Raw genomic sequence first — 25,319 nt, 5'->3', positions numbered from 1 at the left:
TGCTTTTCTTTGCATAGCTAGCCGTTCTTTACTTCTTTCATAGCTGGGTTATAAAGATCGGTGAACATGCCGCAGAACAAGCTGGCTATCTAGCGTTTCACAGGTTGAACATCCCGATTTCCCCAGGTTGTTGCATGGAAATGTAAGCGCTAAACTTTGGATGAATATGGACCAAACATCAATCGTTGAGGGGGATTAAAGATGCGTGTGCGCAAATTAATGGTTCTGTTATTAGGATTGGCGCTGCTGCTTGCAGCCTGCAGCGGAGGCTCAGGCAGCCCAAGCAGCGGCAACCAAGAAACCGTGGAATCGGAGACGAATAGCGGCACTGAAAACGAGACGTCGAAGGGAACGGACGAGACCGAAAACAGCGGCGAGGAAGAAGTCTACAGAACGCCGGATATGGATTTTGATTTAGGCGGCAAGACCATCAAAATCGTCTCTTGGTGGGATATGACGATTCCGGAGGATACCCCGGACAATATCGAGCGCAAGAAGAACCTTGAAGACCTGATGCAAAAGCATAATTTTAAAGTGGAGTACGTGGCGATCGATTATGGCGAGTACCAAGAGAAAGTTACCGCTTCCCTGATAGCCGGTGAGCCGATCGGCGATATCGTTCGACTTGGCAAAACCTATACGGTGCCTACCTTGGTTAAACAGGATCTGCTTTGGCCGATCGACGAATACACCCAGAACCCCATCGCCTTTAATCAAAAGGTTACGAAGGAATACTACACGTATAAAGGCAGGGGGTATGGGTTTACCGAAAACCAGGCAAATCTGGTTCAAGGCATCTTTTACAATCGTACACTTATGAACCAGCTTGGCTTAAAGCCGCTTCAAGAGTACGTGAACGAAGATAACTGGAACTGGGAAACATTCATCCAAGTGGCTAAGGAAGCCAACAAAGATACGAACAACGATGGCAAGCTGGACACTTGGGGGCTAGCAAACTCCTCTCTCATGGACCATGCCTTGTATTCCAACAATACGGGGCTGACCAAAGAAGATAAGCAAAATCTCGATGATCCTGCAACATTGGATGCACTTCAATTCATTTCTCGTATTGCTACCGAGAAAATAGCAAGACCTACCGAGGGCGGCGACTGGACGGAGCCAGGGCAATTTTTTCGTCAAGGCAATACATTAATGTACGCCGGTGCCCTCTATGAGATGAGCGGCTTGCAGACGGATATGCCGGATTACGACATCGGTTTCGTACCTTTTCCAAAAGGGCCGAACGCAACGGAATACCACTCTGCCGAAGCACTCTTCCAGGCGCTTACCATTCCGAAAGCAGTCGAAAATCCGGAACAGTTGCTGTATATCTGGGAGAAAATCAACGACATTGATTCCGTATACGATTATCCGGACCAAGGCTCGTACGAAACGATATTCTCGAATGAAGATGACTTGAACAACGCCAAGATGGTGGCGCCAAATATGATTATTCTTGACCACAATACATTCCCGAATTTGAAGTACTACGATTTCGTCGGGGAGCTGAATGAAGGGATATCCGTTTCCACCGTTGTTGAGAAGTATAAGTCAACGTTTCAAGCGGCCATCGACGAAGTATATGGTCCTTGACCTTGAATATTAGCCGAAGACCGATCGTCCCTGCGGAGCTCATTGCTGCGGCAGGGGCGATCATTGGATGGATTAACCGTGTGGGAGGGAGAGAAAATGAACACCAGGAACAAGCGTTTCGGCAGCGCCATACTTGTCATCGTCCTATTTTTTTTGTCTCTATGGGCCTTCTACCCTTCGAAATCGACAAACCAAGGCACCGTTCAAGCGACCGCCGACTTTGAAGCGATCACGGAAACGGAAGGGCAGGACGGGTACAGCCAGTATTTAGAAGCCCATGCATCGGCAAACCGTCCGGACCGCATTGTCCGCATCGAAGGCGAGTCTTTTGTATCAACCGCTGGGAAGGGATTCGAGATCGCGGAGAAATTACACGGATCCGAAGGCAAATCCGTGATCACGCCAGAGACGGGTTCCATCTCCTGGAACGTGAACGTGGAAGAGCCAGGCTTATATCATGTCCGAATTCGCTATTATCCGATTGAAGGGAAGAGTTCGGCGATCGAAAGACAGTTCTCTATCAATGACGAGGTGCCTTTCAAAGGTGCGGATATCGTGCTATTCGACAGGGTATGGGGAAATCGGGACGAAGAAATCAGGCAGGATAACCGGGGAAACGATCTGCGGTCAAGGCAGGTCGAAAAGCCTTCATGGCAGCTTGCGCCGCTCTCCGATCGGTATGGCTATTATGATGAGCCGTATTCCTTTTATTTTGACAGGGGCAAGCAGAAGCTTACGCTAACGTCCTTGCGGGAGCCGATGGCCATTGATTATATCGAGCTCTACCAGGATCATGCCTTGAGAACGTACGAGGAGCTGGCGAATGAATATGAGTCCGAGGGCTTGGAACCGAGCCGAGATCAATACATTCTGATCCAAGCGGAGGACGCCAAGCGGAAATCGTCGCCGACCTTGTATCCAACATCCGACAGATCCAGCCCGACCGTGGTGCCGTACGACGTTTCCAAAATCAGAGTCAACACCATCGGAGGCGTCAACTGGAAGCTGCCGGGGCAATGGATCGAATGGGAGTTCGAAGTGGAAGAAGACGGTTTATACCAAATCGCCTTAAAGCAAAAGCAGGACCAGCTCCGCGGCGTATTCGCCACCCGCAGCCTTATGATTGACGGGGAGTTTCCCTTTCAGGAAATGAAACGAATCCGCTTTCATTACGACCGCGATTGGCAGATGAATGTGCTGGGAGTGGAAGAGCCTTATCTATTCCATTTCACCAAAGGCACGCACCGGATCCGAATGATGGTGTCTCTTGGCGAGATTGCGCCTCTCTTGCAAACGATTGAATCCAGCGTGCTGGAACTGAATGAAATGTACCGGAAAATATTGATGATCACCTCCAATACGCCGGACCCGTTCCGCGATTATCAATTGGAGAAGCGGATTCCGGATATGGTGGAGGTGTTCGCCGAGCAGGCCGAAATCATTCAGAGCGTGGCCGATTACCTGGAAGAGGCTACGGGCGAGCGAAGCGACAAGGTAGCCGTCCTGCATTCGATGGTGCACCAGCTAAACGAGCTTGCCGATAATCCCGAAACCGTCGCGAAGCGCTTGGATACGTATAAAGTGAACGTAGGCGGTCTGGGAACCTGGATGCTGCAGATTAAAGAGCAGCCCATCTCGCTCGATTACCTTATCATTCACTCGCCGGATCGCAAGCTGCCCAAACCGGACGCGTCGTTTCTCGAGATAACGGGCCATGAGCTAGGCGCTTACGTGGCTTCATACACGGAAGACTATGACACGATCGGCAACGCCGGCGATGAAGAAGACGCCATTACCGTTTGGGTAACGACCGGACGCGATCAGGCCCAAGTACTGAAAGCATTGATCGACGACACGTTTACGCCTGAATCGGGCATTCCGGTGCATCTCCGGCTTGTTCCGGGAAATATCCTTCTGCCAGCTACGCTTGCCGGAGAGGGTCCGGATGTCGCCATGCAAATCGGCGAGGATGTGCCGGTCAACTACGCGATGAGGGGCGCTGCTGCTGATTTGACGAAATTCGATGATTTCGAGCAGGTGGTTACCCGGTTTCGCGACAGCGGGCTGGAGCCTTACAAGTATAACGGCGGAGTATACGCCTTGCCTGAGCAGCAAACCTTCCCGATGTTGTTCTATCGGAAAGATATTTTGGAGGAACTTGGTTTAAAGCCGCCCGCTACCTGGCAAGAAATCTATGACATGATATCCGTGCTTCAGAAGCACAACATGGAATTTTATTTGCCGCTGGAAGCCACCAATGCAAGCCTGGTCCCGAATGCGACGTTCGCGATGCTGCTGTACCAGAACGGCGGGCAGTTCTACCGCGATAACGATACGAAGAGCGCGCTCGATTCCGACATCTCCATGGAAGCCTTCAAGAAGTGGACGCAGTTCTATACCAGCTACAAGTTCCCGCTTCAAGCGGATTTTCCGAACCGTTTCCGGACCGGAGAGATGCCGATCGGGATTGCGGATTACACGACGTACAACATGCTGACGGTTATGGCCCCCGAGATTAAGGGACTGTGGGATTTCACGATCGTGCCGGGCACTGAACGCGGGGACGGCACCGTAAACCACGAGGTTGCCAGCCATACGACCGCCGTCATGCTGCTTCAGAATTCGAAGAGCAAAGAGGCCGCTTGGGAATTTCTGAAGTGGTGGACCGGCAAGGATACGCAAATTGCGTATGGACGAGAGATGGAAGGCTTGATGGGTGAGGCGGCCCGCTATCCGACGGCCAACATCGAAGCGCTGGAGGAGCTGCCATGGCCGGTGAAGGATTACCGAAATTTGAATAACCAATGGAGATGGGTGCGAGGAATTCCGCAAGTGCCAGGAGGATATTTCACGGGCAGGCATTTGGACAATGCGTTTAGAAAAGTAGTGAATGCCAGCGAAAATCCGCGAGAAGCCTTGTCCGATTATATTTTGTACATTAACGATGAAATCGAGATCAAGCGGAAGGAGTTCAATTTGCCATATTAACAGGGGAGGTGCGGTAGACGATGCAAGGAGAACCAGGAATTCAAACCGTGAAGAGCCCCAAATCGAATGTGCAGAGGAACAGCCGTTGGGTTTCCTTCATGAGTGAGTTGAAACGCAGCAAGCACTACTATTTGCTGATGTGTCCGTATATGATTATTTTCTTTCTGTTTACGGTCATTCCGGTGGTCTTTTCCTTTGCCCTAAGCTTCTTTTACTTTAACATGCTGGAATTTCCGAGGTTCGTCGGTTGGCAAAACTATTCGAGACTATTTCTGAATGACGATATCTTTATGATCGCCTTGAAAAACACCTTGATGTTTGCAGTCGTAACCGGTCCTGTCAGTTATATCGCCTGCTTTGTATTCGCATGGATTATCAATGAACTGTCGCCCAAAGTGCGGGCGTTCATGACGCTGGTCTTTTATGCGCCTTCCATATCGGGAAACGTTTATTTCATTTGGCTCATCATCTTTTCCGGTGACAGCTACGGGTATTTAAACGGATTTCTTATGAAAGCCGGTTTTATCTTGGAACCGATTCAATGGCTTCTGAATGAAAACTATATTCTTTGGATCGTGATTATCGTACAGCTTTGGCTCAGCCTGGGCACCAGCTTTCTGGCTTTTATCGCCGGTCTGCAAACGATCGACAAGTCGTTGATCGAAGCCGGGGCGATGGACGGCATTAAAAATCGATGGCAGGAGCTCTGGTATATTACGCTGCCGTCCATGAGGCCGCAGCTGATGTTCGGGGCCGTCATGCAGATTACAACCGCATTCGCGGTCGCGGATATCTCCATCGCGCTAGCCGGGTTTCCGAGCGTTAACTATGCGGCGCACACGATCGTAACCCATCTGATGGATTTCGGCACGATCCGCTTTGAACTCGGCTACGCATCAGCCATTGCGACGTTCCTGTTCCTGCTGATGGTAGGGACCAACAAGTTAACGCAAAAAATGTTGAGAAAGATAGGTGAGTAACGTTGGCTGCGAAAATGATTCGATATTTCCGGCTGCCGAGAACGCTGAACCGTTCTTTGCCCGTTAGCATTTTGCTGTTTGCGCTGCTCGCCTTGTTCGGAGCCTTCATGGCATTGCCCTTGATTTACGCGGTGAACAACGCATTCAAGCCGCTGGACGAATTGTTCATTTTCCCTCCGAGGTTTTTCGTAAACAATCCGACGATGGATAATTTCCTGGACTTGATGGTGTTAATGGGGAATTCCTGGGTACCCTTATCGCGCTATTTCGCAAACACGCTATTGATCACCATCATTGGAACGGCCGGACATATCCTGCTGGCGTCCGCGGCAGCCTATCCGCTGGCCAAATACCGGTTTCCCGGCTCGAAAGCGCTGTTCTCCATCGTGGTGCTCGCCCTGATGTTTTCGCCCCATGTAACGGCGATCCCGAACTATATGGTCATGTCTTGGCTGGGGTGGATCAATACGCATGCCTCCATCATCGTGCCTTCCTTGGCTTTTCCGCTCGGGCTGTTCCTGATGAAGCAGTTTATGGAGCAAATTCCCGACGCGCTGCTCGAGGCGGCCAAAATTGACGGGGCCAGCGAGTATCGGATTTACTGGTCCATTGTGATGCCGAACGTGAAGCCTGCCTGGCTGACGCTTATGATTTTGCAATTTCCCGCGCTTTGGGGCAGCGATGGCGGCAGCTTTATATACAGCGAGCATCTGAAGACGTTACACTTCGCGCTGGGACAGATCACGGAAGGCGGAATCGCAAGAGCCGGCGTCGGCGCGGCCGTTGCTTTGCTCCTGATGATCGTTCCCATCACGCTCTTTATCATCTCCCAGAGCAGCGTCATGCAGACGATGGCCACTTCAGGGATGAAGGATTAGAAAGGAGGCATGACCAGATTGATCAACAGCTTGCGCAAACTGAAAACGCCTCTCCTCATCTTGATCTGCTGCTTATTGGGGGTTGGCGCAGGAACGGGGAACGTAAGCGCCGAGAGCGCCGCGGACTCCTACAATTATTCCTATTGGGGCGATGCCGTCGCAGCGCCGGCCGCTTATGTGGCGACCGAATGGATCAGCGGCTCGGACCTGGGGACGGGAGCTTTCCAAGAGCCCAGCGATCTCCACGTCGCCGCCGACAATCGCGTATACGTACTGGATTCAGGCAACAATCGGATCGTTGTGCTGGACCATGATCTAAAGCTGGTAACCACCGTGGATTCCTTCACGAGAGAGGGCAAGCCGGATACATTCCTTCAACCGCAAGGGATTTTCGTGACGGATGACGGCGATGTGCTTGTAGCGGACACGGGTAACAAGCGGGTGGTTCACTTAGATGCGGATTTTCAGCTGGTCAAGATCATCGATTCGCCGGAGTCGGAACTATTGCAGGATTCGTTTAAATTCGAACCCGTGCGGGTCGTAATGGACCATGCACAGCGAATTTATGTCATGGCTGGCGGCGTGTTTGACGGGTTCATGGAATTCAACGCCGAAGGGGCGTTTACTACTTTCATTGGCGCGAATCGCGTTTATATCGATCCGATCGAATATTTCTGGAAGCAGATCTCGACTAAAGCGCAGCGCAGCCAGATGGTCATGTTTACGCCTACGGAGTTTACGAATCTGGATATTGACTCGGAAGGATTTATCTATGCCACTAACGGAGACCAGTGGGGGAACAACATTAAGAAGCTTAACGCGCAAGGCAGCGACATTTTACGAAGAACAGGGTATTCCGACCCGCAGGGCGACATTCTTTACATCAGCAGCGAAGGTCCTTCTAAGCTGATCGATATCGATGTTACAAACAGCGAGATATACTCCGTTCTCGATGGCAAGCGAGGGCGGGTGTTCACTTACAACGGGGACGGTCATCTGATGTACGTATTCGGCGGGCTGGGGAACCAATTGGGCCAGTTTCATACGCCGGCCGCCATCGATCGAATCGGCGAGGATTTTCTTGTGCTGGATAAAGCGCTGGGCGAAATCACCGTCTTCCGAACGACCGAGTACGGGCGAACGCTGAATGAAGCAGTCAAAAGCTATTACCGTGGCGAGGAAGAAACCGCTTTTGCGTTGTTTAATCGAACGATCGCCATGAATGCCAATCTGGATTTTGCCTATGCGGGGATCGGTAAAGCCTTGCTTCGTCAAGGCGATTATAAGGACGCCATGAAGCATTTTAAACGCAGTTTGGATCAGAAAAACTATTCCAAAGCATTCCTGCTATATCGAAAAGAAGTCATGAGAGAGCATTTTCCGTTGATCATGACCGTGCTGTTCTTAGCCGGAATCGGTATTTTTGCCGCGGCAAGGCTTTGGAAAGTGAAGGAACGAAGAAAGGGGGCTTCCGCATGAGCAGGGATTGGATTCGATTCCCCCTAAATCTCATGGTTCATCCCTTTGAAGGCTATTGGGAACTGAAATACGATCGCAACCGAAAATTCACGTTGATCATTTCATTTTGCGTATTGTTTCTGGTGGCCGTTACGAACATTTTGGGGAGCCAGTACAGCGGTTTTCTAGTCCATGTGTACAATCCGGAGACCATGAACAGCTTCATGGAAATCGTGTATGTGATCGTGCCGGTATTGTTCTGGTGCGTGGCCAACTGGTCGCTTACGACCTTGATGGACGGAGAAGGCAAATTCGTCGAAATTTTCACGTCGACCTGCTTTGCGCTTATGCCGCTCGTGATCATTCAATTTCCATGGATTTGGCTCAGCAATCTCGTTTCGCTGCAAGAGACCGCCTTCTATTATTTTTCCAACTCCGTTGCGGTTCTTTGGTTCGTATATCTGCTGTTTATCGGCAATATGACCGTACATCAGTTTTCCCCGTCCAAAACGATCGGAATTATGATGCTGACCCTGGTCGCCATGGGGTTCATGGCTTTTATCAGTTTGCTGTTTTTCAGCTTGGTCCAACAGATCGTGGCCTTTATATCCGTCATCTATCAAGAATTCGTCATGAGAACTTAAGGAGGAGGAAAAATGGGCAATTTCGCTAGATATATGCTGCTTGCTGCCAGTGTACTGACAGCGCTGATCATGGCCGGATGCACGGATAAAAGACCCGATGAGGCAGCTGGCGATCAAGTCAACAGGCTCACCGAAACGTTTAAACCCGATTCAACCCTTAAGGCGTCGTTCGCCAATCCAAGAGTCCAAGGCATGAAAGGCATCGCCGAGAACGATCAACTGCAGCTGCTAGCGGACGATCAGACGGGGGCGATCGCCGTCGTGCATAAAGCGAGCGGGGAAGTTTGGCACAGCAATCCTCCCGGGCGTGAGTCGGATCCGCTGGCTGCAGGCGTGAACAAGAGTTTGTTGTCCTCTCAGTTGAAGCTTGATTTTTATAATAGTTTCGGACAAATAAACTCCGTCAATTCGCACGCCGATAGCGTGGCTTATAAACAAATCGGCATGGAGGAAATCGCAAATGGCGTTCGCGTAAACTACCGGTTCGGCTCGGACAAGAAAACAATCGACGACATGCCCAAGAAGATCAGCAAGTCGCGCTTCGAGCAGAACCTGTTAAGCAAGCTGGACAGCACGGGCCAGCGAACGCTGAAAATCGCGTACACCGAGGATGCGGAACAGGGGATGTATGTCCGGTCCGACGGCGCGCTTAAAGGCCTTCAACTGGAGCGGGCGCTTAAAGCCTTTGAGGATGCCGGGTATACCGAAGAAGATTTGCTGGTCGACATTGAGGAAAACCATTTGGATCAGACCAAGCCTGAACCGCGGGTATTTCATGCTTCGGTTGAATACACGCTGGACGGCGACAGTCTGCTCGCCAAGATCCCGGTTTCCAGCATCGATTTCCCGGCTGAATATCCGGTGAACACCATATCGTTCCTGAGTTTCTTCGGTGCCGGGGGAACGGAAGAAAAAGGCTCGATCTTCATTCCGGACGGATCGGGGGCGCTGATCCATTTTAATAACGGCAAGACCCGGTATCCAGCCTACCAACAAAACGTTTACGGAACGGACCGAACCGTGAGCCGCATCGAAACGGCAGAAATCAGCCAGGAAATCAGGCTGCCGGTGTTCGGAATCATCCGTCAAGCCGGGGCATTTATCGGCATCATCGAGGAAGGGGCTCCGGCCGCGACAATCAATGCCGACGTTAGCGGCAGACTGAACAGCTATAACTACGTTTACCCGACGTTCACGGTGATCAACAAAGGCGACTTAAGCCTGGATGCGAACGGCCAGCAGCGCTCGCTTCCGAAATTTCAGGAAGCTCCGATGCGAAGCGATTTTACGGTCCGATATGCCTTCGTGGGCAAGCAGTCGGCTTCCTATCAAGGACTTGCTGCATATTACAGGAAATATTTGGAGCAGCATGGCGGTCTTCCCGCAATTGCCGAGAGGAACGGGGAGAATATGCCGTTCTATCTGGAGCTCGTAGGCAGCATTTATAAGAAAAAGCATTTTGCAGGAATTCCCTATCGGGCGCTGGAGCCGCTCACGACCTTTGAACAAGCGCAAAGTATTCTGACAGACATGAGCCAGCGTGGAATCCATGACATCAAATTGAAATATAGCGGCTGGTTCAACAAGGGGCTGGCTCATGAGGTGCCTGGCAGCGTCTCCGTTGACCAGCAGGTAGGGGGAGAGAAGGGACTTCGGCGTCTGTTATCCTATGCAAACGAGAATGGGGTAACGCTATATCCGGATGTCGCCATCCTTACCGCATTGTCCGGTTCCGGGTTCAACGAAACGAAGGAGGCGGCCAGAACGCTCCGAGGCGTCCCCGCAGAGCTCTATTCATTCAATCCGGCATTGAATCGCCGGGATCGGACCGGTTCGGTGACCTATGTCATATCGCCGCGGTTTATAGGTAGTTACACGGAAGCTTTCTTAAAGGACTATGGCAAATACGGCGCAAATGCCGTTTCGCTGAGTGATCTGGCCGCCGAGCTCGATAGCGATTTTCGCAAGGACCGCCAAATTGACCGAACGGAGTCCGAGCAGCTGTCTCAGGATGCGCTGAACAAGATTGAAGATGCCAATCTTCAGGTCATGGCTGACGGAGGAAATGCTTATGCGCTGCCTTTCTTAACCGATATCACCCACGCGCCCATGGCAAGCAGCAGGTTTAAAATCGAGGACGCGGAAATCCCGTTCTATCAAATGGTCGTCCGCGGTTATATCGATTACACAGGCTCACCCTACAATCTGACTGCGTATACCGATCCCAAACCGTATATATTGAAGTGTTTGGAGTACGGTTCCAGCGTGTACTTCCAATGGATCTATGAACCGAATCACAACATAAAGGACACAGCGCATAACGACTTGTTCTCCGCCAATTACGAGATATGGATCGATGAAGCCGCCCGTATCTATGAGGAAGTGAATGCTTTTCTGAAAAAGGTTCGCCATGATCGGATCATCGGACATGTCGAATTGGGTGACGGCGTATTCAAGACGATATATGAGAGCGGCGTTTATGTCATCGTGAATTATAATCATGTACCAGTGACGATTGACGATCTAACCATTGAAGCCGAAAGCTATGTGACAGGTGGTGAAGCGCCGTGAAATTCATAACCCAGCGATTGGCGGGAAAGCAAAGGAGCTATGGGAAACAGAAGGCTTTATGGGGCATTGCTTATGTTATGCCTTGGCTTCTCGGCTTTATATTTTTCTTCCTGATCCCTTTGCTGACTTCCCTGATCTACAGTTTTAGCACTGTAACCGCGAATTCCGAAGGAATCGGCATTACCCTAATGGGGATGAAAAATTATGTGACCGCCTTTACGGTCAACACCAGCTTTAATCGAATGCTGACCGAAGCGATTGTTAATATGGTGGTAAACGTGCCCCTGATCGTTATTTTCAGCCTCTTTCTGGCTGTTGTCCTGAATCAGAAATTCCTTGGCCGTTCCTTTGCCAGATCGATATTCTTCCTGCCTGTCATTCTTGCTTCCGGGGTCATACTGACCCTGGAAAGCAGCAGCCTCGTTCAGGCGATCAATGATCAGAATGCCGGTTCCGGAGGGCTGATCAACGCTTTGGGAAGCTTTGAGCTCGAGCGATTAATGCTTCAAGCCGGCGTAAGCGAGACCATCGTAAACTATTTAACGGGAGCCGTGGATCGTATTTATGATATTGTAAGCCAATCCGGCGTACAGATTCTCATATTCCTGGCTGGCATCCAGACGATATCTCCCCAGCTGTATGAAGCGTCCAAGATGGAAGGGGCAACGGGTTACGAAGCCTTCTGGAAAATCACGTTTCCGATGGTTAGCCCGCTAATCCTGGTCAATATGATTTATACGATTATCGACTCGTTCTCCCGAAATGAGCTGACAGAGTTAATCCGTACCACGGGCTTCGTTCAGTTCGATTTCGGCCTTAGCTCAGCGATGGCCTGGATTTATTTCTTAGCCATTACTATCATCCTATTAATCAGCGCATATTTGGTATCCAGAAAAGTCTTTTACCATGAATAGAAGAAGGTGAATGCAATGCCGGTATCTCGGTGGCTATCGCTCGAACATTGGAAACGATGGCTCTGGTCTTTCATACGTTTAACATTGATCGCAGGCCTGTCCTTTGTTATTCTGTATCCGATTCTGCAAAAAATCTCGACGGCCGTCAAAGACAAGGCCGATCTTTATTCACCGGTCGTCGTATGGATTCCGGAAAATTTTACGATGAGCAATTTCCTTGATGCCATCCGCATTATGGATTACTGGGAAACGCTCATCAACACGTTTGCGCTGTCGGCGACGACGACGGTCTTGACAGCCGCTTCTTGCGCGCTTGCGGGATACGGCTTTGCCCGTTTGAAGTTCAAAGGCAGCCAATTTATGTTCGCTTGCGTTATCCTGACGATACTGGTGCCCCCAACCACGATTCTCATTCCTATATACTTGAATCTGAAAGATTTTACGCTGATGGGCTTGATCCCGCTCATAACCGGGAAATCCGTCAATCTGTTAAACAGCTATTGGCCGTTCATTCTGACTTCGCTGACGGCCAATTCCCTCAAAGCCGGTTTGTACATTTTTATATTCCGACAATTTTTCCGCGGCATTCCGAAAGAAGTGGAAGAGGCCGCTTATATCGACGGCGCGGGCGTCGGAACCACCTATACCCGCATCATGATGCCGAACGCGATTCCTGCCGTCATTACCACGACGTTGTTCTCCTTCGTCTGGCAATGGAACGACAGCTTCTACACGACGACGTATCTGACTTCAAGCAAGGTCATGTCCACCCAGCTTTCATCGCTGCCGTACAATCTGTCCATTATGCTGGGCGGTGATCCGTCGAAGGCAGACCCTTTTTATTTGAGTATGGTGCAGGATACCGGCATCTTGCTGGCCATCCTTCCGTTGATCGTCATTTATTTGTTCGTCCAGCGATACTTCGTGGAAAGTATCGAGCGTACCGGTATCGTAGGCTAACATTTCAAGATGAAAACCGCCACCCCGAATCTAGGGGATGGCGGTTTTTGCTTGCATGCAGCAACAAGTAAATAACGGGATGGAAAGTAAAAAAATGTTTATTGTGGGCCGGGGCCTTTAAAGTATAATAATACAATTAATCGATAGGAAAGGGTGTTATCTGTTGCTGATCATCGTAAAGAACTTATCCAAGGTCATGCTAAGCGCTTTACTGTTTGGTTCAACACTGGCGTCTTGTCACCAAAGCAGCGGTATCGACCACAATCGGGGGCCGGAAACACGCGGGGAGGGCGTATACAACGATAAGTCATTAAGCGCTTATCATCCGCCGATCGAAGTCACGCTTGTTAGAGAAATCGGCGACGGCTTGGAAGATATTCTGAAGGCATTGCCTGATGAAACGCTGGAGGACAATCGCTGGAGTCAGTTGTACGAACAAGTTCTTGGCATTCAAATCAAATACAAATGGGCTGTGAGAAGCGAACAATACCACAAAAAGCTGGATATTATGCTGGCTTCAGGGGACATTCCGGATATCGTCAAGGTCAATGCCCAGCAGCTCAGGCAATTAAGTCATGCCGGTCTGATCCAGGATCTGACGCAGGCTTATGAGGAATATGCTTCAGCGTTGACTCGGCAAGTTCATCGTCAGGAAGGGAGCGGCACCCTGGAATCCGGCATAATCGGTGACAAGCTGATGGGCATACCAGAGACCGATTCCTCTATCGAAAAGGCGATGTTTCTGTGGATTCGAACGGATTGGCTGGACCGATTGGAGCTGTTGCCTCCGCAAACGATGGATGATGTCCTGGCAATTTCGAAAGCGTTTACAGAACAGGATCCCGACGGAAATGGCCAACAGGACACCTATGGAATAGCGGCTACCCAATATTTGTGGGACCCCGTCATGGGTTTAACCGGATTCATGGCCGGTTATGGAGCTTACCCAAACATATGGCTTGAAGACGAGAGCGGCAAACTCGTATACGGAGGCATTCAGCCCGAAGTGAAACAGGCGCTCAAAGCACTTCAGGATATGTATCGCAACCATGAAATCGAGAGTGAATTCATTTTTAAAAACGGAAGCAAAGCCAAACAGCTCATAGCCGATGGGAAGATCGGAATGGCCTATGGAGAGCAATGGGGAGCGTTCTTGTTTCAATCCAGCCGAAGCGGCGATCCGGATGCAGAGTGGCAGGCTTTTCCCATTGTTACTGACTCCGGCAAGGCGCCAATGGTTCCGCTTAAATTCACCACAAGTTCTTTTTACGCCGTAAGAAAGGATTTTGCTCACCCGGAAGCGATTCTGAAAATGTTCAATATGCATCTTGAAAAAAATTGGGGCAAAACGGCCGAGTACGGGACTTACTACAACGATTCCTCGCCCGTGTGGGGTCTATCTCCCGTGACTCCTTTCCCTGCTGATAAAAACCTCAAAGCCTACCGGCAAATCGCCGAAGCGCGTCAACAAGGATTGACGTCACAGTTACAAGGTGAGTCCGGATTCATTCAAGACCGAATCGCTCGATATATGGATAAGAAAGAAGACAGCGAATCCGGCTGGGGATGGGAAAAAATCTACGGGTCATCCGGTGCGATGAGTATCCTGGACCAATACGAGAAAAACGATCAGTTGTTATTCGATGCATTTGCCGGCGCTCCGACCGAAACCATGATCGAAAGAAGAAACATTCTGGACAATCTTCAGCATGATTACTTCGTTAATATCATCCTCGGCGAACCCCTCGACCAATTCGACCGGTTTGTCGAGGAATGGTATCGGCTTGGCGGCGCGGACATTACGGCAGAAGTGAATCAATGGCATGAGGACAAGAAAAGGCCGTCCATAGAACCATGAGCCCCGCAAGCATGATTGGCTTCAAAGGCTATCAGGCGGCTAATCATCAAGCATATTCACACGCATCGGAGGAGTTTAATTGCTTAAGTTACCCGTGAATTCCATTCGAAATACCATCTTTATTCGATTGGTTGCTACCTATCTATTCGTTATTCTTCCGCTTATCATTCTCGGTGTTTATCTGTATAACTGGAGTTACCAATACGCTAGCCAGGAAATATCCAAAAATTCGCAAGCGCAGCTTTCGGCTTACCTGGACGGGTTGAACCGGGAAATCGAATGGTTGGAAATTCAGCAATACGATATTTTGCAGGACGGGGAACTCAACAAAATGGTGCTGACATGGGAGATGATGAGCACGGTCGATAGAAAAGCAAGCCTCCATTATTTGCTGCCTCGACTGGTCTCCATCAAAAACAGCAGTGTCTACATAAAAGACGTATTCGTTCATATTCGCGGCATGGATAAAACGATTTCAGCCATGACCGGGATGAACCCATTCGACTCGATACGGTATAACAATGTCCAAGTAGGAAAGGCGCACGGCAATGCGAGACTCTTGCAGATCGACGATACGCTCCATCTTGTAGCGGCTAAATACGGAGCTAGAAAAGGGGAAGAGCCGTTCCTGATCGTTCAGATCGAACTGGATCCGAGCAAACTCAGGGAATCCCTGATGCAAATCAGCGTATATCCGGAAAGCGGGGCTTTTATCGTCTCCGAGCCGTCCGGATTTGCTCTGGCCAGCCATGAGGAGGCGGATCGTTTAATGGGAGGGGCCATGCAGGCCATCCCAAATGCGAATCGCCAACTGATAATGATCGGTACAGGCAGATATCTGATCGATAAGGCGTATTCCGATAAGCTGAAATTATCCGTGTTCACCTACTTGCCTACCGAGGTGGTGAAGCGGCCGCTAAGTAAATTTTATGTCTGGGCCTGGCTGTTTGCAGGCACGACGCTCTTAGCCATCGCCATCTATGCCGTATCGACATACAAGCTGGTTCATAAACCGCTGCTCCTGCTTGTCCAAAGCTTCAGGAAAATGGAAGATGGCATGTTTAATATCCGGATCAGGCACGGACAAAGGGATGAGTTCGGCTATTTATACGATCGATTCAATCATATGCTTATCAAGCTGCAGCATTTGATTGATCAGGATTTCAGGCATAAGCTCATGATGCAAAGGGCGGAGCTGAAACAGCTCCAATCCCAGATCAATCCCCACTTTTTATATAATAGCTTCTTCATCTTGAGTTCCCTGGCCAAAACGGGGGATGTCGCGCAAATCGAGTTGTTCACGAACATGCTTGGAGAGTATTTTCGATTCATTACCCGCAATGATGCGGACAACGTTCCATTGCTGGAAGAGACGAGGCATTCCCGCATTTATACCGAGATTCAAAAGCTCAGATTCTCAAGGCGGATCCGCGTTCAATTCGGGGAGCTGCCGAAGGAAATGGAGACCATCAAGGTGCCGCGATTGATCATTCAGCCTATTATCGAAAACGCCTATGAGCACAGTCTCGAAAAAATGCAGGATGAAGGTTTGCTGCATGTAGCGTTTCATTTGGATAAAGACGAAGCCTCCATCGTGATTGAAGAAAATGGGAACGGGCTGACGGATAACGAAATCGAAGAGCTAAACAGGCGGCTTGAACGGACGTCCGAATCCGCTGAATCCCCTGAAGTGACGGGCCTTATCAACATCCATCGGCGAATTGCCTTAACGTACGGGGAAAGCAGCGGATTAGTTCTTTCAAGAAGTCCATTGAATGGATTGCGGGTCCAGATTCGAATCAGGCTGACGGAGGGGAATGGACATGTATAGATTGCTGGTCGTCGACGATGAAGAGATTATTACGAACAGTTTGTTCGAAGTATTTCATCAATGGATGCCCGAAAAGCTTGATGTTTGCCGGGCCTACTCCGGCAAGGAAGCGCTGAATTGGATGTCGCGCACGAGAATCGACATCGTTCTGACGGATATACGCATGCCGGGCATGAGCGGATTGGAATTGACGGAGAGCATCCGCGCTCTTTGGCCAAGGTGCAGAATTATCTTTCTGACCGGGTACAGTAATTTCGATTACGCTTATCAAGCGATCCAGATGCCCAATATTCGCTATTTGTTGAAGACGGAAGGTTTCGATAAGGTCATGGAGGTCGTGAAGGAAGTTATCCATGAAATCGAGAGCGGCAACCGCATGAAAGAATGGCTCAAGCAATCTCGCATGCAGATCGAAGCGCTGGAGTGGATGGAGCAGGGGGAGTACTTCCGGCAATTCGTAGCGGACAGCAGCTTGCTTGGAGCGGATAACGAAGCGATGATTGACGATTTCCAAACCTTGAACATTGGGCTGGATCCGAAACTTCCTGTACTGTTAGCTCTTGGCCGCGTAGCGTATTCAGCAGGCAAAGCATATGCAGAAAAGAAAAATGGCCATCGATCGGTAAGATGGATATGGAATTCTTTTATGGAGGAGCAAGTCCGCAGCATCGGCGTCGTGGACAAACACGGGGATTTATTATGGTTGCTCCAGCCGCGGTCCAAGAACCCGACCGGGGATCGTCTGGTTCTTTATTTGGAGGGTACGCTTGAACTCATCCAGGAAGCCTGCCTTGATTCTCTTGAACTTACCGTATCATTCACCATAAGCGGCTTCCCGTGCCGGTGGGAGGATGTGACACCACAGTATGAAAGGCTGCGAAGGCTGCAGCAGCTAAAGATGGGCGACGGATTTCCGATGATTCTGAAGGATCAAACCGACTCTGACAAATCGCCGTACTGCAAGGAAGGAGTGGAGGCGAGTCATAAGGCGGACATCTTGGAAGCACATTTGGAGGCCGGAAGGGAAAATGAATTTATGGAAGAATTGGAGCAGATGTCGGAAATCGTGCTGACCGTGGACGATCTTCATCAGCACGCTGCCCAAGCTTATTATTCTATTGCGCTGGTGCTGTATGCGAAGCTGACCCGGCTAGGTCTTCAGGATCCTACCGGTGAACGGGGAAAGCTGCTGGACTTGGAAGGCCATGATTCCATGAAGGAAGCTTTTCGGTATTTGAGGCGAACGGCCGAAGACATCTTCGCTTTCAAACGAATGGATGAACGAGGCAAAACGGCGCATGTCATTGATCGGGTATGTCAATATATCGAGGAGCATTTGGATCAGGACGTGACCCTTGTGCATCTTGCCGAACGCTATTATTTCAATCCGTCCTATCTATCGCGCTTGTTTAAGCAAGAACGGGGAATCAACATCTCCGAATATATCGAAAAATGCCGAATCCGAAGAGCCAAGGAACTGCTTAAGGAAGGGGATTTGAAGGTAAGGGACGTGGCTCCTCTTGTCGGATACGATGCAGCCCATTCCTTCACCCGCTTCTTCAAAAAGGCGACGGGGTTAACGCCTCAGGAGTACCGGGACAATCTCGTGAATTAGGCCGGCCACCTACCATTAGTCCGGTGTTTTCAGATGGAATGTCGGGTTGTTGCCTTGCTTAGCAAGAGGTACACTTTTTACGACCACTTCCGGAATGTCGACCCGTAATGGGAATGACAGGTCGCCAAGTAACGATGGAGGAGGGTGTGTTCAGGGATGAAGCCCGTAAAGCCGTTACTGGTCATATCTACCGTATTCGCGTTCGTTTGCATAATGTTTGTCTTTGCAAAACTTGCGAATCGTGGCCAAGACGATCCAAAACTGTTAAACCAGGAGTTGAGTGACAAGATGAGTGATGAAATCAAAGCAGGCAAGGCGGGAACTGAAATGATGGAACAGGGCAGCAGCGTGGATACGATTCGGGATGCGGACAGCACCCGCAGCGAGCCGTACGCGGTCGCGATCGGCAAGATTCCTCCGAATGGGAATCCGGTCGTCTCGCATAAATTCGGCGCGGATCCCTATGCGCTGGCAGTAGACGGACGTGTATATTTATATAACACGTATGACGCACTAGAGTATGACGGTGACGGGAACGTCAAGGACAACAGCTACAGCACGATCAACAAGCTGTCCGTCATCTCTTCTTCGGATTTGGTCAATTGGACCGATCACGGCGCAATCCAGGTTGCAGGACCGACCGGCGCTGCCGCATGGGCAACGCAATCATGGGCACCAGCGGCCGCGCACAAGGTGATTCACGGGGAAGATCGATTCTTCCTCTATTTTGCCAACAATGCCAGCAGCATCGGTGTACTGACGAGCGACAGCCCCGTTGGCCCGTGGATAGATCCTATAGGAAAGCCGCTGATCACAAGAAACACGCCTGGCGTGGAAGGAGTCACGTGGTTGTTTGATCCCGCCGTGCTTGTTGACGATGACGGGAAAGCCTATATCTACTTTGGCGGCGGCGTTCCGGAAGGCAAAGCCGAAATGCCGGATACGGCTCGCGTCATGCAGCTTGGCGAAGATATGGTCAGCGTGCTTGGAGAAGCCGTCACGATTCCAGCTCCTTATATGTTCGAGGATTCAGGAATCAACAAGTTTGGTGGAAAGTATTACTATACGTACTGTTCCAATTTCTCCGGAGGAACGCGGCCGGAGAACAGTCCTCCTCCAGGCGAGATCGCTTATATGGTCAGCGAGCATCCGATGGGACCCTGGATTTATAAAGGGACTATTTTGAAAAATCCAGGGCATTTCTTCGGGGTCGGAGGGAATAATCATCACGTCATTTTTCAACTCCGACAAAACTGGTATATTGCCTATCACGCCCAAACGCTGTCGAAGTCCATGGGGGTTCCCAAAGGCTATCGCTCAACCCATCTGAACCGGGTTTATTTCGAGCCGGACGGTACCATCAGGGAGATTGTAGCTGACATGGAAGGCGTGAAAGGGATCCAGCCGCTCAATCCTTTCCAACGAACGGAGGCGGTAACGATGGCATGGAATGCCGGAATTCAAGTCAATACGTCTATGGCTGCTGAGGACTCGCAGGGAAGCCCGATATTGAGGGTCACGGACATCCATGACCGGGATTGGATCGCAGTGGCCAATGCTGATTTCGGGAAAGGAGCATCTGCGTTTACGGCTTGGGTCTCGGGTATAGATGCGGGAGGGCGGCTGGAGCTTCGGCTGGATCGTCCGGATGGAGAACGGATCGGCAAGGTGGACGTACCGCCTTCATCCGGTACGGAACAGCGAAGGGAATTCTCCATAGAGGTTTCGGGCGCGTCCGGCATCCATCATCTTTACTTCATATTTACCGGGCAGCGGGATCAGAGGCTATTTGATTTCGAAGCATGGCAATTTCATCATTGATTGCTGATATTGCCTGTTCGTTAATAACATGATTGCCATCTAAAAAGGCGCTCCCGAAAAAAGCAGCGCCTTTTTTAGGTTTCGAGGTTATAATGTACGTACAAGTTAATGCTGGCCAGAGGCGATCTGTACTGTCTGCGATCCATGCATTTTTCTAAACATGTTAGCGCTTACGCCGGCATAGGACTTGAATTTTTTATAGAACCAGTCCATATCGTTATAACCCACCATGTCAGCGATTTCGTATATCTTCATGTTGGTGTGCACCAGCAAGAATTTCGCTTTCTCCATTCTCTGCTGCAATAGATATTCGTTAAACGTCATCTTCTCGTGGAACTTGAATTTTTGGACTAAATAGGAGTAGTTGAAATGCATCCGCTCGGCAATTTCTTTCAAGGTGACGTTTTGATACTTCGAATCTTCCAAGTATTCCTTGACCTCTTGAATGACCTGATCCTCCTTTTCCGCATGGACATGGGACACTCTAAGACACGGATTCCCGTCACCGGAATCGGTTGCTGGCGTGATCATCTGCAAGCTGGAGCTGAGCTCTTCGATCGTGAACGGTGCCGGCAAATAATCGTTGACTTGGAGCTGCAAGGCTTTCCGGGTCCAATAAAAGTCCGTGCTGCCTCCGGCAACAATGATAGGGACTCGGCTTACGCACCGGATTTGTTCGCATAACTCCATGCCTGCGGAATCTGAACCGAACGCATGGATAATCACTACCGTGTAAGGCTCCAAGGCAACGAATTGCATAGCGGACGAGGAGGACCTGACGCAGCGGCACCGCGAGCATCTCAAACCATTCCAATCCGGCGGGCTTCCCGGTGTTTCTACATCATGAGTTTCCAGATCAACAAGCAGAATATCATGCACAATGCTTCCCCCTAACTTCTTTGTAATAACGCTTACATACGGTTTGATAACATTATGGGGAACGGAAGGCTGGATCACAATGTGCCGATCTTTATATTTCTAACCGATATTTACTTCTTACCGAATATAACCGGTATGTGAACGCGTAAGAAATTTTGACAACCTGAGATTGGACGGGTGAAGGACCCCAATTTGGCAGGTTGTTGCAAAAAAATGTAAGCGCTAATATGGAGTTATGACCATTCGGGCGGGGTTCCGGGCTCCGTACCGGATTTCTGTTTTTTGCTCGAAGCTGAAAGGAGGCTGTGTTTTGTTTCGTATGTCTAAACTCGGCAGATGGGCGGTAACATCAGTGGCAACTGCGGTGGCAGCGTCCGTTGTTCTCCTCTTAATCGTGTCCTATATGGACAGCCGCAACAAGCAGGCCGCGGAAAGTCAGGCACCAGGAACACTGGAGGAAGGAGCCGCGGAGCTAAGGGGGAACCCCGAAGTGTCGAACGGGAATTCGAGTGCCGAATCCCCAGCCAGTGCAAACAAACCCGCGTCTACTGAACCTCAAGCACAACCGTCTGTACGGCAAGATATTCCATCGCTTCATGAACTATTCGAGGAGGTTTTTCCGATCGGCGCCGCGATCGAACCGAATCAGACCAACGGCCCATCGTCGGAGCTGCTGAAGAAGCATGTCCGCTGGCTGGTGGCGGAGAACGCAATGAAGCCGGATGAGATCCAGCCATCGGAAGGCCAGTTTATATGGACGAACGCCGACCGAATCGTGGAATATGCCAAGGAGAACAACATGCAAGTCCGTTTCCATACCCTGGTCTGGCATACCCAAGTCGGTGCATGGTTTTTCCAAGATGCGGAAGGCAAGCCGATGGTGGATGAGACAGACCCCAAGCGCCGGGAAGCGAACAAAAAATTGCTGCTGGAACGTCTGGATACCCACGTAAGGACGATCGTCGGCCGATATAAGGGCGAGATTACGTCATGGGACGTGGTGAATGAAGTCATTGAACCCGGGGATCCGGACGGTATGCGCGCGAGCGAATGGTATAAAATTGCCGATACCGATTACATCGCAACGGCTTTTCGAGCGGCTCGGGAAGTCGGAGGACCTGAAGCGAAGCTCTATATTAACGATTACGGAACGGATAACCCTGTGAAAAGGGACCGTTTGTTTCAGCTGGTGAAAGATTTGCTGGAGCAAGGTGTTCCGATCGACGGTGTCGGACATCAGACGCATATTGACATCTATGGTCCATCGGTGGATTCCATCATCACGTCGATGCGAAAATTCGCGGAGCTTGGCCTCGACAATCTCGTCACCGAGCTCGACATGAGCATTTATGCCTGGAACGACCGCAGCGATTACGGCCAAGATCTCCCGCAAGAAATCCTAAACCTGCAAGCCGAACGATATGGCAAGTTGTTTAAGGCATTCCGCCAAAACAAGGACATTCTTAGCGGCGTCGTATTTTGGGGCATCGCCGACGATCATACCTGGCTTCACGGTTTTCCGGTCGCACGTACCAATGCGCCTTTGCTGTTCGATCAACGACATCAGCCCAAACCGGCATTTTGGCTGTTGCGCGAAGACCGAGTTATAAACAGACGTTACCGCAGAGTCGAGCAAGCATTATGGATAAACAATTGTATAGCTCAATGCCGCTTACCGAAAAAACGTGATAAGGAGAAAGCCGAATGATGAGAATGAATGTGGAGAAGCTGCCCAAGCTTCATGAAGCCTTTGGAAATAGCTTCAACATCGGAGCTGCCGTGAATCCGATCACGATGGTGACTCAAAAGGAATTGTTGACGCACCATTACAACAGCGTTACGGCGGAAAATGAAATGAAATTCGAGCGATTGCACCCATCGGAAGAGGTATATACATTCGAGCAAGCCGACCAGATTGTATCGTTTGCCAAATCGAACGGAATGGCGGTGCGAGGACATACCCTCGTATGGCATAATCAGACGCCGGAATGGGTGTTTCAAAACAGCTCCGGCGGAAAAGCCGGCCGCGAGCTGCTGCTTGCGCGGATGAAAGCGCACATCGATGAGGTGGTTGGCCGTTATCGCGGAGATATCCATGCTTGGGATGTCGTGAACGAAGCCATTGCCGACAGCGGAAGCGATCTTCTTCGTTCTTCCCCATGGCTTGCGTCAATCGGGGAGGATTTTATCGCCAAGGCATTCGAATACGCGCATGAAGCGGATCCGCAAGCGCTGCTGTTTTATAACGATTACAACGAATCCGTACCGGAGAAGAGGGAGAAGATTTACGCGCTCCTTAAATTGTTAAAGGAGCAGGATGTGCCGATTCACGGCGTCGGGCTTCAAGCTCATTGGAATCTGGAGTTCCCTTCGCTTGACGATATCCGCAGGGCCATCGAAAGATATGCAAGCCTTGACCTGATGCTCCATATAACGGAGCTTGACGTATCCATTTTCGCGCATGAGGATAAGCGGACCGATCTGGCGGCGCCGACGGAAGAAATGCTTGAGCGCCAGGCGGAGCGTTACGGACAATTGTTCCGGCTGCTTAAAGAGTACAGCGGCAGCATAACTTCCGTAACTTTCTGGGGCGCGGCGGACGATTATACCTGGCTGGATCATTTTCCGGTAAGGGGCCGCAAAAATTGGCCGTTTGTCTTCGATGAGAATCATCATCCGAAGGAATCTTACTGGAACCTGTTGAAGGAAGCCAAGGCGGATCAGACATTTCAGGATGTTTGATCGCGCACCATTCCAGCAGTCTCCAATAGTTGAAGGGAGAAACCATCTATGAACAAGACATTGATCACAAATCCGATCATATGGGCGGACGTGCCGGATGTGGATGTCATCCGCGCAGAGGATGCTTATTATATGATCAGCACCAGCATGCATTCGATGCCGGGCTGTCCGATCATGAGATCCGAGGATTTGATGCATTGGGAAATTGTCGGTTACGTATATGATACGTTCGAAGACAATGAGGCCCATCGTTTGGAAGACGGCCAAAATATATACGGGCAAGGATCCTGGGCGGCCAGCCTACGCTATCATCAGGGCAGATTCTATGTTTGTTTCTCCAGCAACGATACCAGGAAATTTTACGTGTACTGCACGGACAATATCGTTCAGGGGCCGTGGCAGCGTTCGGTCATCGACGGACTTCGGCATGATCCAGGCCTGCTTTTTGATGATGACCGCGTCTTCGTAATCTACGGCAACGGGGATATTTACATCACCGAGTTGACCGCGGATACCACGGCTCTTAAGCCGGACGGAATCCACCAGCTGCTGTTCAAAACGGAAGCGGAGGGTATCGGACTTCGCTGCGAAGGCTGCCATGCCTATCGAATCAATGGTTATTATTATTTGCTGTTCATTGAATGGCCGAAAGCAGGCTTCGGCAACGGCCGGCGTAGACAAATCTGTTACCGGTCACGGGAATTGCTCGGCCCCTATGAACGAAGAATCGTATTGGATGACGATCTCAGATACCGTAAGAAGGGAATTGCCCAGGGAGGAATATTCGACACGCCGGATGGCAAGTGGTACGCGATGCTGTTCCAGGATCATGATGCCGTCGGCAGAATCCCGTGCTTGGTGCCGGTGGCCTGGGAGGAGGATTGGCCGGTGTTCGGCATGGAAGGCAAGGTGCCGGAACGGTTTGATGTCGACTTGCCGCAAGGCGCGGCGAAGCCGCTCGTGATCAGCGACGAATTCGAATACGAATCGGATAAGCTGGCGCTGAATTGGCAGTGGAACCACAACCCGGATCATCGGCTGTGGTCGGTGACCGAACGCCCCGGTTTTCTAAGACTGACGACGGGCAGCTTGGCTGCAGGCGTGCTTCAGGCGCGCAATACGTTAACGCAGCGTACGGAAGGGCCTGCTTGCATGGGATTGGCCTTGCTGGATACGTATCGTATGAAGCCGGGCGATCGAGCTGGGCTTGTTGCCCTGCAAAGCCATTTCGGCACCGTAGGCGTTAAGGTGGCAGAAAACGGCGACAAGTTCATCGGGATGAGCGTGAACGATGGGGATGGCCTAGAGAAGGAGCTGGAAACCGTACGTTTTCACGGCAGGGATGTGCATTTGAAAATCCATTTTGATTTTGAAAACAGCAAAGATGTGGCTTCCTTTCATTATTCTGTCGACGGGTCGGAGTGGATGCCGATCGGCGGAGAGCTGAACATGCGGTATACGTTAGATCACTTTATGGGTTATCGGATCGGGTTATTTTATTATGCCACCACGCAAATCGGCGGCCATGTCGACTTCGATTATTTCCGCTACGAAAAAGCCGAACGGTAGAGCAGGAGGATGACGAGC

At 50.5% G+C, this 25,319-nt stretch carries 17 protein-coding genes; 16 read left to right on the top strand and 1 reads right to left on the bottom strand.

From position 1 onward, the window contains the following. Window positions 1–201: 201 nt before the first annotated feature. From GYMC10_RS16400 to GYMC10_RS16340, 13 genes are all read left to right on the top strand, one after another. Window positions 202–1,593 carry an ABC transporter substrate-binding protein gene (locus GYMC10_RS16400; protein ID WP_015735537.1) on the top strand — a complete coding sequence of 464 codons (1,392 nt, stop codon included), beginning with the start codon at window positions 202–204 and terminating at the stop codon, window positions 1,591–1,593. A 96-nt stretch (window positions 1,594–1,689) separates the two neighbouring features. Further along, window positions 1,690–4,581: an extracellular solute-binding protein gene (locus tag GYMC10_RS16395; RefSeq protein WP_015735536.1), complete on the top strand. Its 2,892-nt coding sequence runs from the start codon at window positions 1,690–1,692 to the stop codon at window positions 4,579–4,581. Window positions 4,582–4,601: 20 nt separating this feature from the next. Further along, the gene (locus GYMC10_RS16390) at window positions 4,602–5,561 is read left to right on the top strand and encodes a carbohydrate ABC transporter permease (RefSeq protein WP_015735535.1); all 960 of its coding nucleotides are present in this window, start codon (window positions 4,602–4,604) and stop codon (window positions 5,559–5,561) included. A gap of 14 nt (window positions 5,562–5,575) precedes the next feature. Beyond that, window positions 5,576–6,439, top strand: a complete 864-nt coding sequence (locus GYMC10_RS16385) for a carbohydrate ABC transporter permease (protein WP_175495229.1) — start codon at window positions 5,576–5,578, stop codon at window positions 6,437–6,439. Between the two features lie 18 nt (window positions 6,440–6,457). Beyond that, window positions 6,458–7,918, top strand: a complete 1,461-nt coding sequence (locus tag GYMC10_RS16380) for a hypothetical protein (RefSeq protein WP_015735533.1) — start codon at window positions 6,458–6,460, stop codon at window positions 7,916–7,918. Beyond that, window positions 7,915–8,541: a Yip1 family protein gene (locus tag GYMC10_RS16375; protein ID WP_015735532.1), complete on the top strand. Its 627-nt coding sequence runs from the start codon at window positions 7,915–7,917 to the stop codon at window positions 8,539–8,541. The genes GYMC10_RS16380 and GYMC10_RS16375 overlap by 4 nt, the downstream gene beginning before the upstream one ends. Window positions 8,542–8,553: 12 nt before the next feature. Then, window positions 8,554–11,112 carry a DUF5696 domain-containing protein gene (locus GYMC10_RS16370; protein WP_015735531.1) on the top strand — a complete coding sequence of 853 codons (2,559 nt, stop codon included), beginning with the start codon at window positions 8,554–8,556 and terminating at the stop codon, window positions 11,110–11,112. Next, the gene (locus GYMC10_RS16365; protein WP_015735530.1) at window positions 11,109–12,026 is read left to right on the top strand and encodes a carbohydrate ABC transporter permease; all 918 of its coding nucleotides are present in this window, start codon (window positions 11,109–11,111) and stop codon (window positions 12,024–12,026) included. Before GYMC10_RS16370 ends, GYMC10_RS16365 begins: the two co-directional genes overlap by 4 nt. Before the next feature lie 15 nt (window positions 12,027–12,041). Then, a complete protein-coding gene (locus GYMC10_RS16360; RefSeq protein WP_015735529.1) occupies window positions 12,042–12,986 on the top strand; it encodes a carbohydrate ABC transporter permease in 945 nt (314 codons plus the stop codon). A 163-nt stretch (window positions 12,987–13,149) separates the two neighbouring features. After that, window positions 13,150–14,844, top strand: a complete 1,695-nt coding sequence (locus GYMC10_RS16355) for an extracellular solute-binding protein (RefSeq protein ID WP_015735528.1) — start codon at window positions 13,150–13,152, stop codon at window positions 14,842–14,844. A 79-nt stretch (window positions 14,845–14,923) separates the two neighbouring features. Next, window positions 14,924–16,675, top strand: a complete 1,752-nt coding sequence (locus GYMC10_RS16350) for a sensor histidine kinase (RefSeq protein WP_015735527.1) — start codon at window positions 14,924–14,926, stop codon at window positions 16,673–16,675. Continuing rightward, the gene (locus GYMC10_RS16345) at window positions 16,668–18,290 is read left to right on the top strand and encodes a response regulator (protein WP_015735526.1); all 1,623 of its coding nucleotides are present in this window, start codon (window positions 16,668–16,670) and stop codon (window positions 18,288–18,290) included. Before GYMC10_RS16350 ends, GYMC10_RS16345 begins: the two co-directional genes overlap by 8 nt. A gap of 288 nt (window positions 18,291–18,578) precedes the next feature. Continuing rightward, on the top strand, window positions 18,579–20,111 hold the full coding sequence (locus GYMC10_RS16340; RefSeq protein ID WP_261979271.1) for a glycoside hydrolase family 43 protein: 1,533 nt from the start codon (window positions 18,579–18,581) through the stop codon (window positions 20,109–20,111). Window positions 20,112–20,216: 105 nt separating this feature from the next. On the opposite strand, the gene GYMC10_RS16335 is transcribed toward GYMC10_RS16340, so the two are convergent. Continuing rightward, the gene (locus GYMC10_RS16335) at window positions 20,217–20,990 is read right to left on the bottom strand and encodes a helix-turn-helix domain-containing protein (RefSeq protein WP_015735524.1); all 774 of its coding nucleotides are present in this window, start codon (window positions 20,988–20,990) and stop codon (window positions 20,217–20,219) included. Between the two features lie 310 nt (window positions 20,991–21,300). Here GYMC10_RS16335 and GYMC10_RS16330 point away from each other — a divergent pair, with 310 nt between their 5' ends. From GYMC10_RS16330 to GYMC10_RS16320, 3 genes are read left to right on the top strand one after another with little or no spacing between them, the layout of a single operon-like run. Beyond that, window positions 21,301–22,698, top strand: a complete 1,398-nt coding sequence (locus GYMC10_RS16330; RefSeq protein ID WP_015735523.1) for an endo-1,4-beta-xylanase — start codon at window positions 21,301–21,303, stop codon at window positions 22,696–22,698. Next, window positions 22,698–23,732 carry an endo-1,4-beta-xylanase gene (locus tag GYMC10_RS16325; protein ID WP_410002342.1) on the top strand — a complete coding sequence of 345 codons (1,035 nt, stop codon included), beginning with the start codon at window positions 22,698–22,700 and terminating at the stop codon, window positions 23,730–23,732. The genes GYMC10_RS16330 and GYMC10_RS16325 overlap by 1 nt, the downstream gene beginning before the upstream one ends. A 48-nt stretch (window positions 23,733–23,780) precedes the next feature. Next, the gene (locus GYMC10_RS16320; protein ID WP_015735521.1) at window positions 23,781–25,301 is read left to right on the top strand and encodes a glycoside hydrolase 43 family protein; all 1,521 of its coding nucleotides are present in this window, start codon (window positions 23,781–23,783) and stop codon (window positions 25,299–25,301) included. Window positions 25,302–25,319: the final 18 nt, after the last annotated feature.

The sequence above is a fragment of the Paenibacillus sp. Y412MC10 genome, from assembly GCF_000024685.1.
Lineage (GTDB): Bacteria > Bacillota > Bacilli > Paenibacillales > Paenibacillaceae > Paenibacillus_AQ > Paenibacillus_AQ lautus_A.
Note: the sequence above shows the minus strand (reverse complement) of the source record. Positions and strands in the feature narration are given on the sequence as shown.

Excerpts from the sequence above, each read along its gene's own strand:
- GYMC10_RS16385 (WP_175495229.1), top strand. The coding sequence starts at position 5,576 with ATGATTCGATATTTCCGGCTGCCGAGAACGCTGAACCGTTCTTTGCCC.
- GYMC10_RS16345 (WP_015735526.1), top strand. The coding sequence starts at position 16,668 with ATGTATAGATTGCTGGTCGTCGACGATGAAGAGATTATTACGAACAGT.
- GYMC10_RS16390 (WP_015735535.1), top strand. The coding sequence starts at position 4,602 with ATGCAAGGAGAACCAGGAATTCAAACCGTGAAGAGCCCCAAATCGAAT.
- GYMC10_RS16370 (WP_015735531.1), top strand. The coding sequence starts at position 8,554 with ATGGGCAATTTCGCTAGATATATGCTGCTTGCTGCCAGTGTACTGACA.
- GYMC10_RS16395 (WP_015735536.1), top strand. The coding sequence starts at position 1,690 with ATGAACACCAGGAACAAGCGTTTCGGCAGCGCCATACTTGTCATCGTC.
- GYMC10_RS16400 (WP_015735537.1), top strand. The coding sequence starts at position 202 with ATGCGTGTGCGCAAATTAATGGTTCTGTTATTAGGATTGGCGCTGCTG.
- GYMC10_RS16360 (WP_015735529.1), top strand. The coding sequence starts at position 12,042 with ATGCCGGTATCTCGGTGGCTATCGCTCGAACATTGGAAACGATGGCTC.
- GYMC10_RS16375 (WP_015735532.1), top strand. The coding sequence starts at position 7,915 with ATGAGCAGGGATTGGATTCGATTCCCCCTAAATCTCATGGTTCATCCC.
- GYMC10_RS16325 (WP_410002342.1), top strand. The coding sequence starts at position 22,698 with ATGAGAATGAATGTGGAGAAGCTGCCCAAGCTTCATGAAGCCTTTGGA.
- GYMC10_RS16320 (WP_015735521.1), top strand. The coding sequence starts at position 23,781 with ATGAACAAGACATTGATCACAAATCCGATCATATGGGCGGACGTGCCG.
- GYMC10_RS16340 (WP_261979271.1), top strand. The coding sequence starts at position 18,579 with ATGAGTGATGAAATCAAAGCAGGCAAGGCGGGAACTGAAATGATGGAA.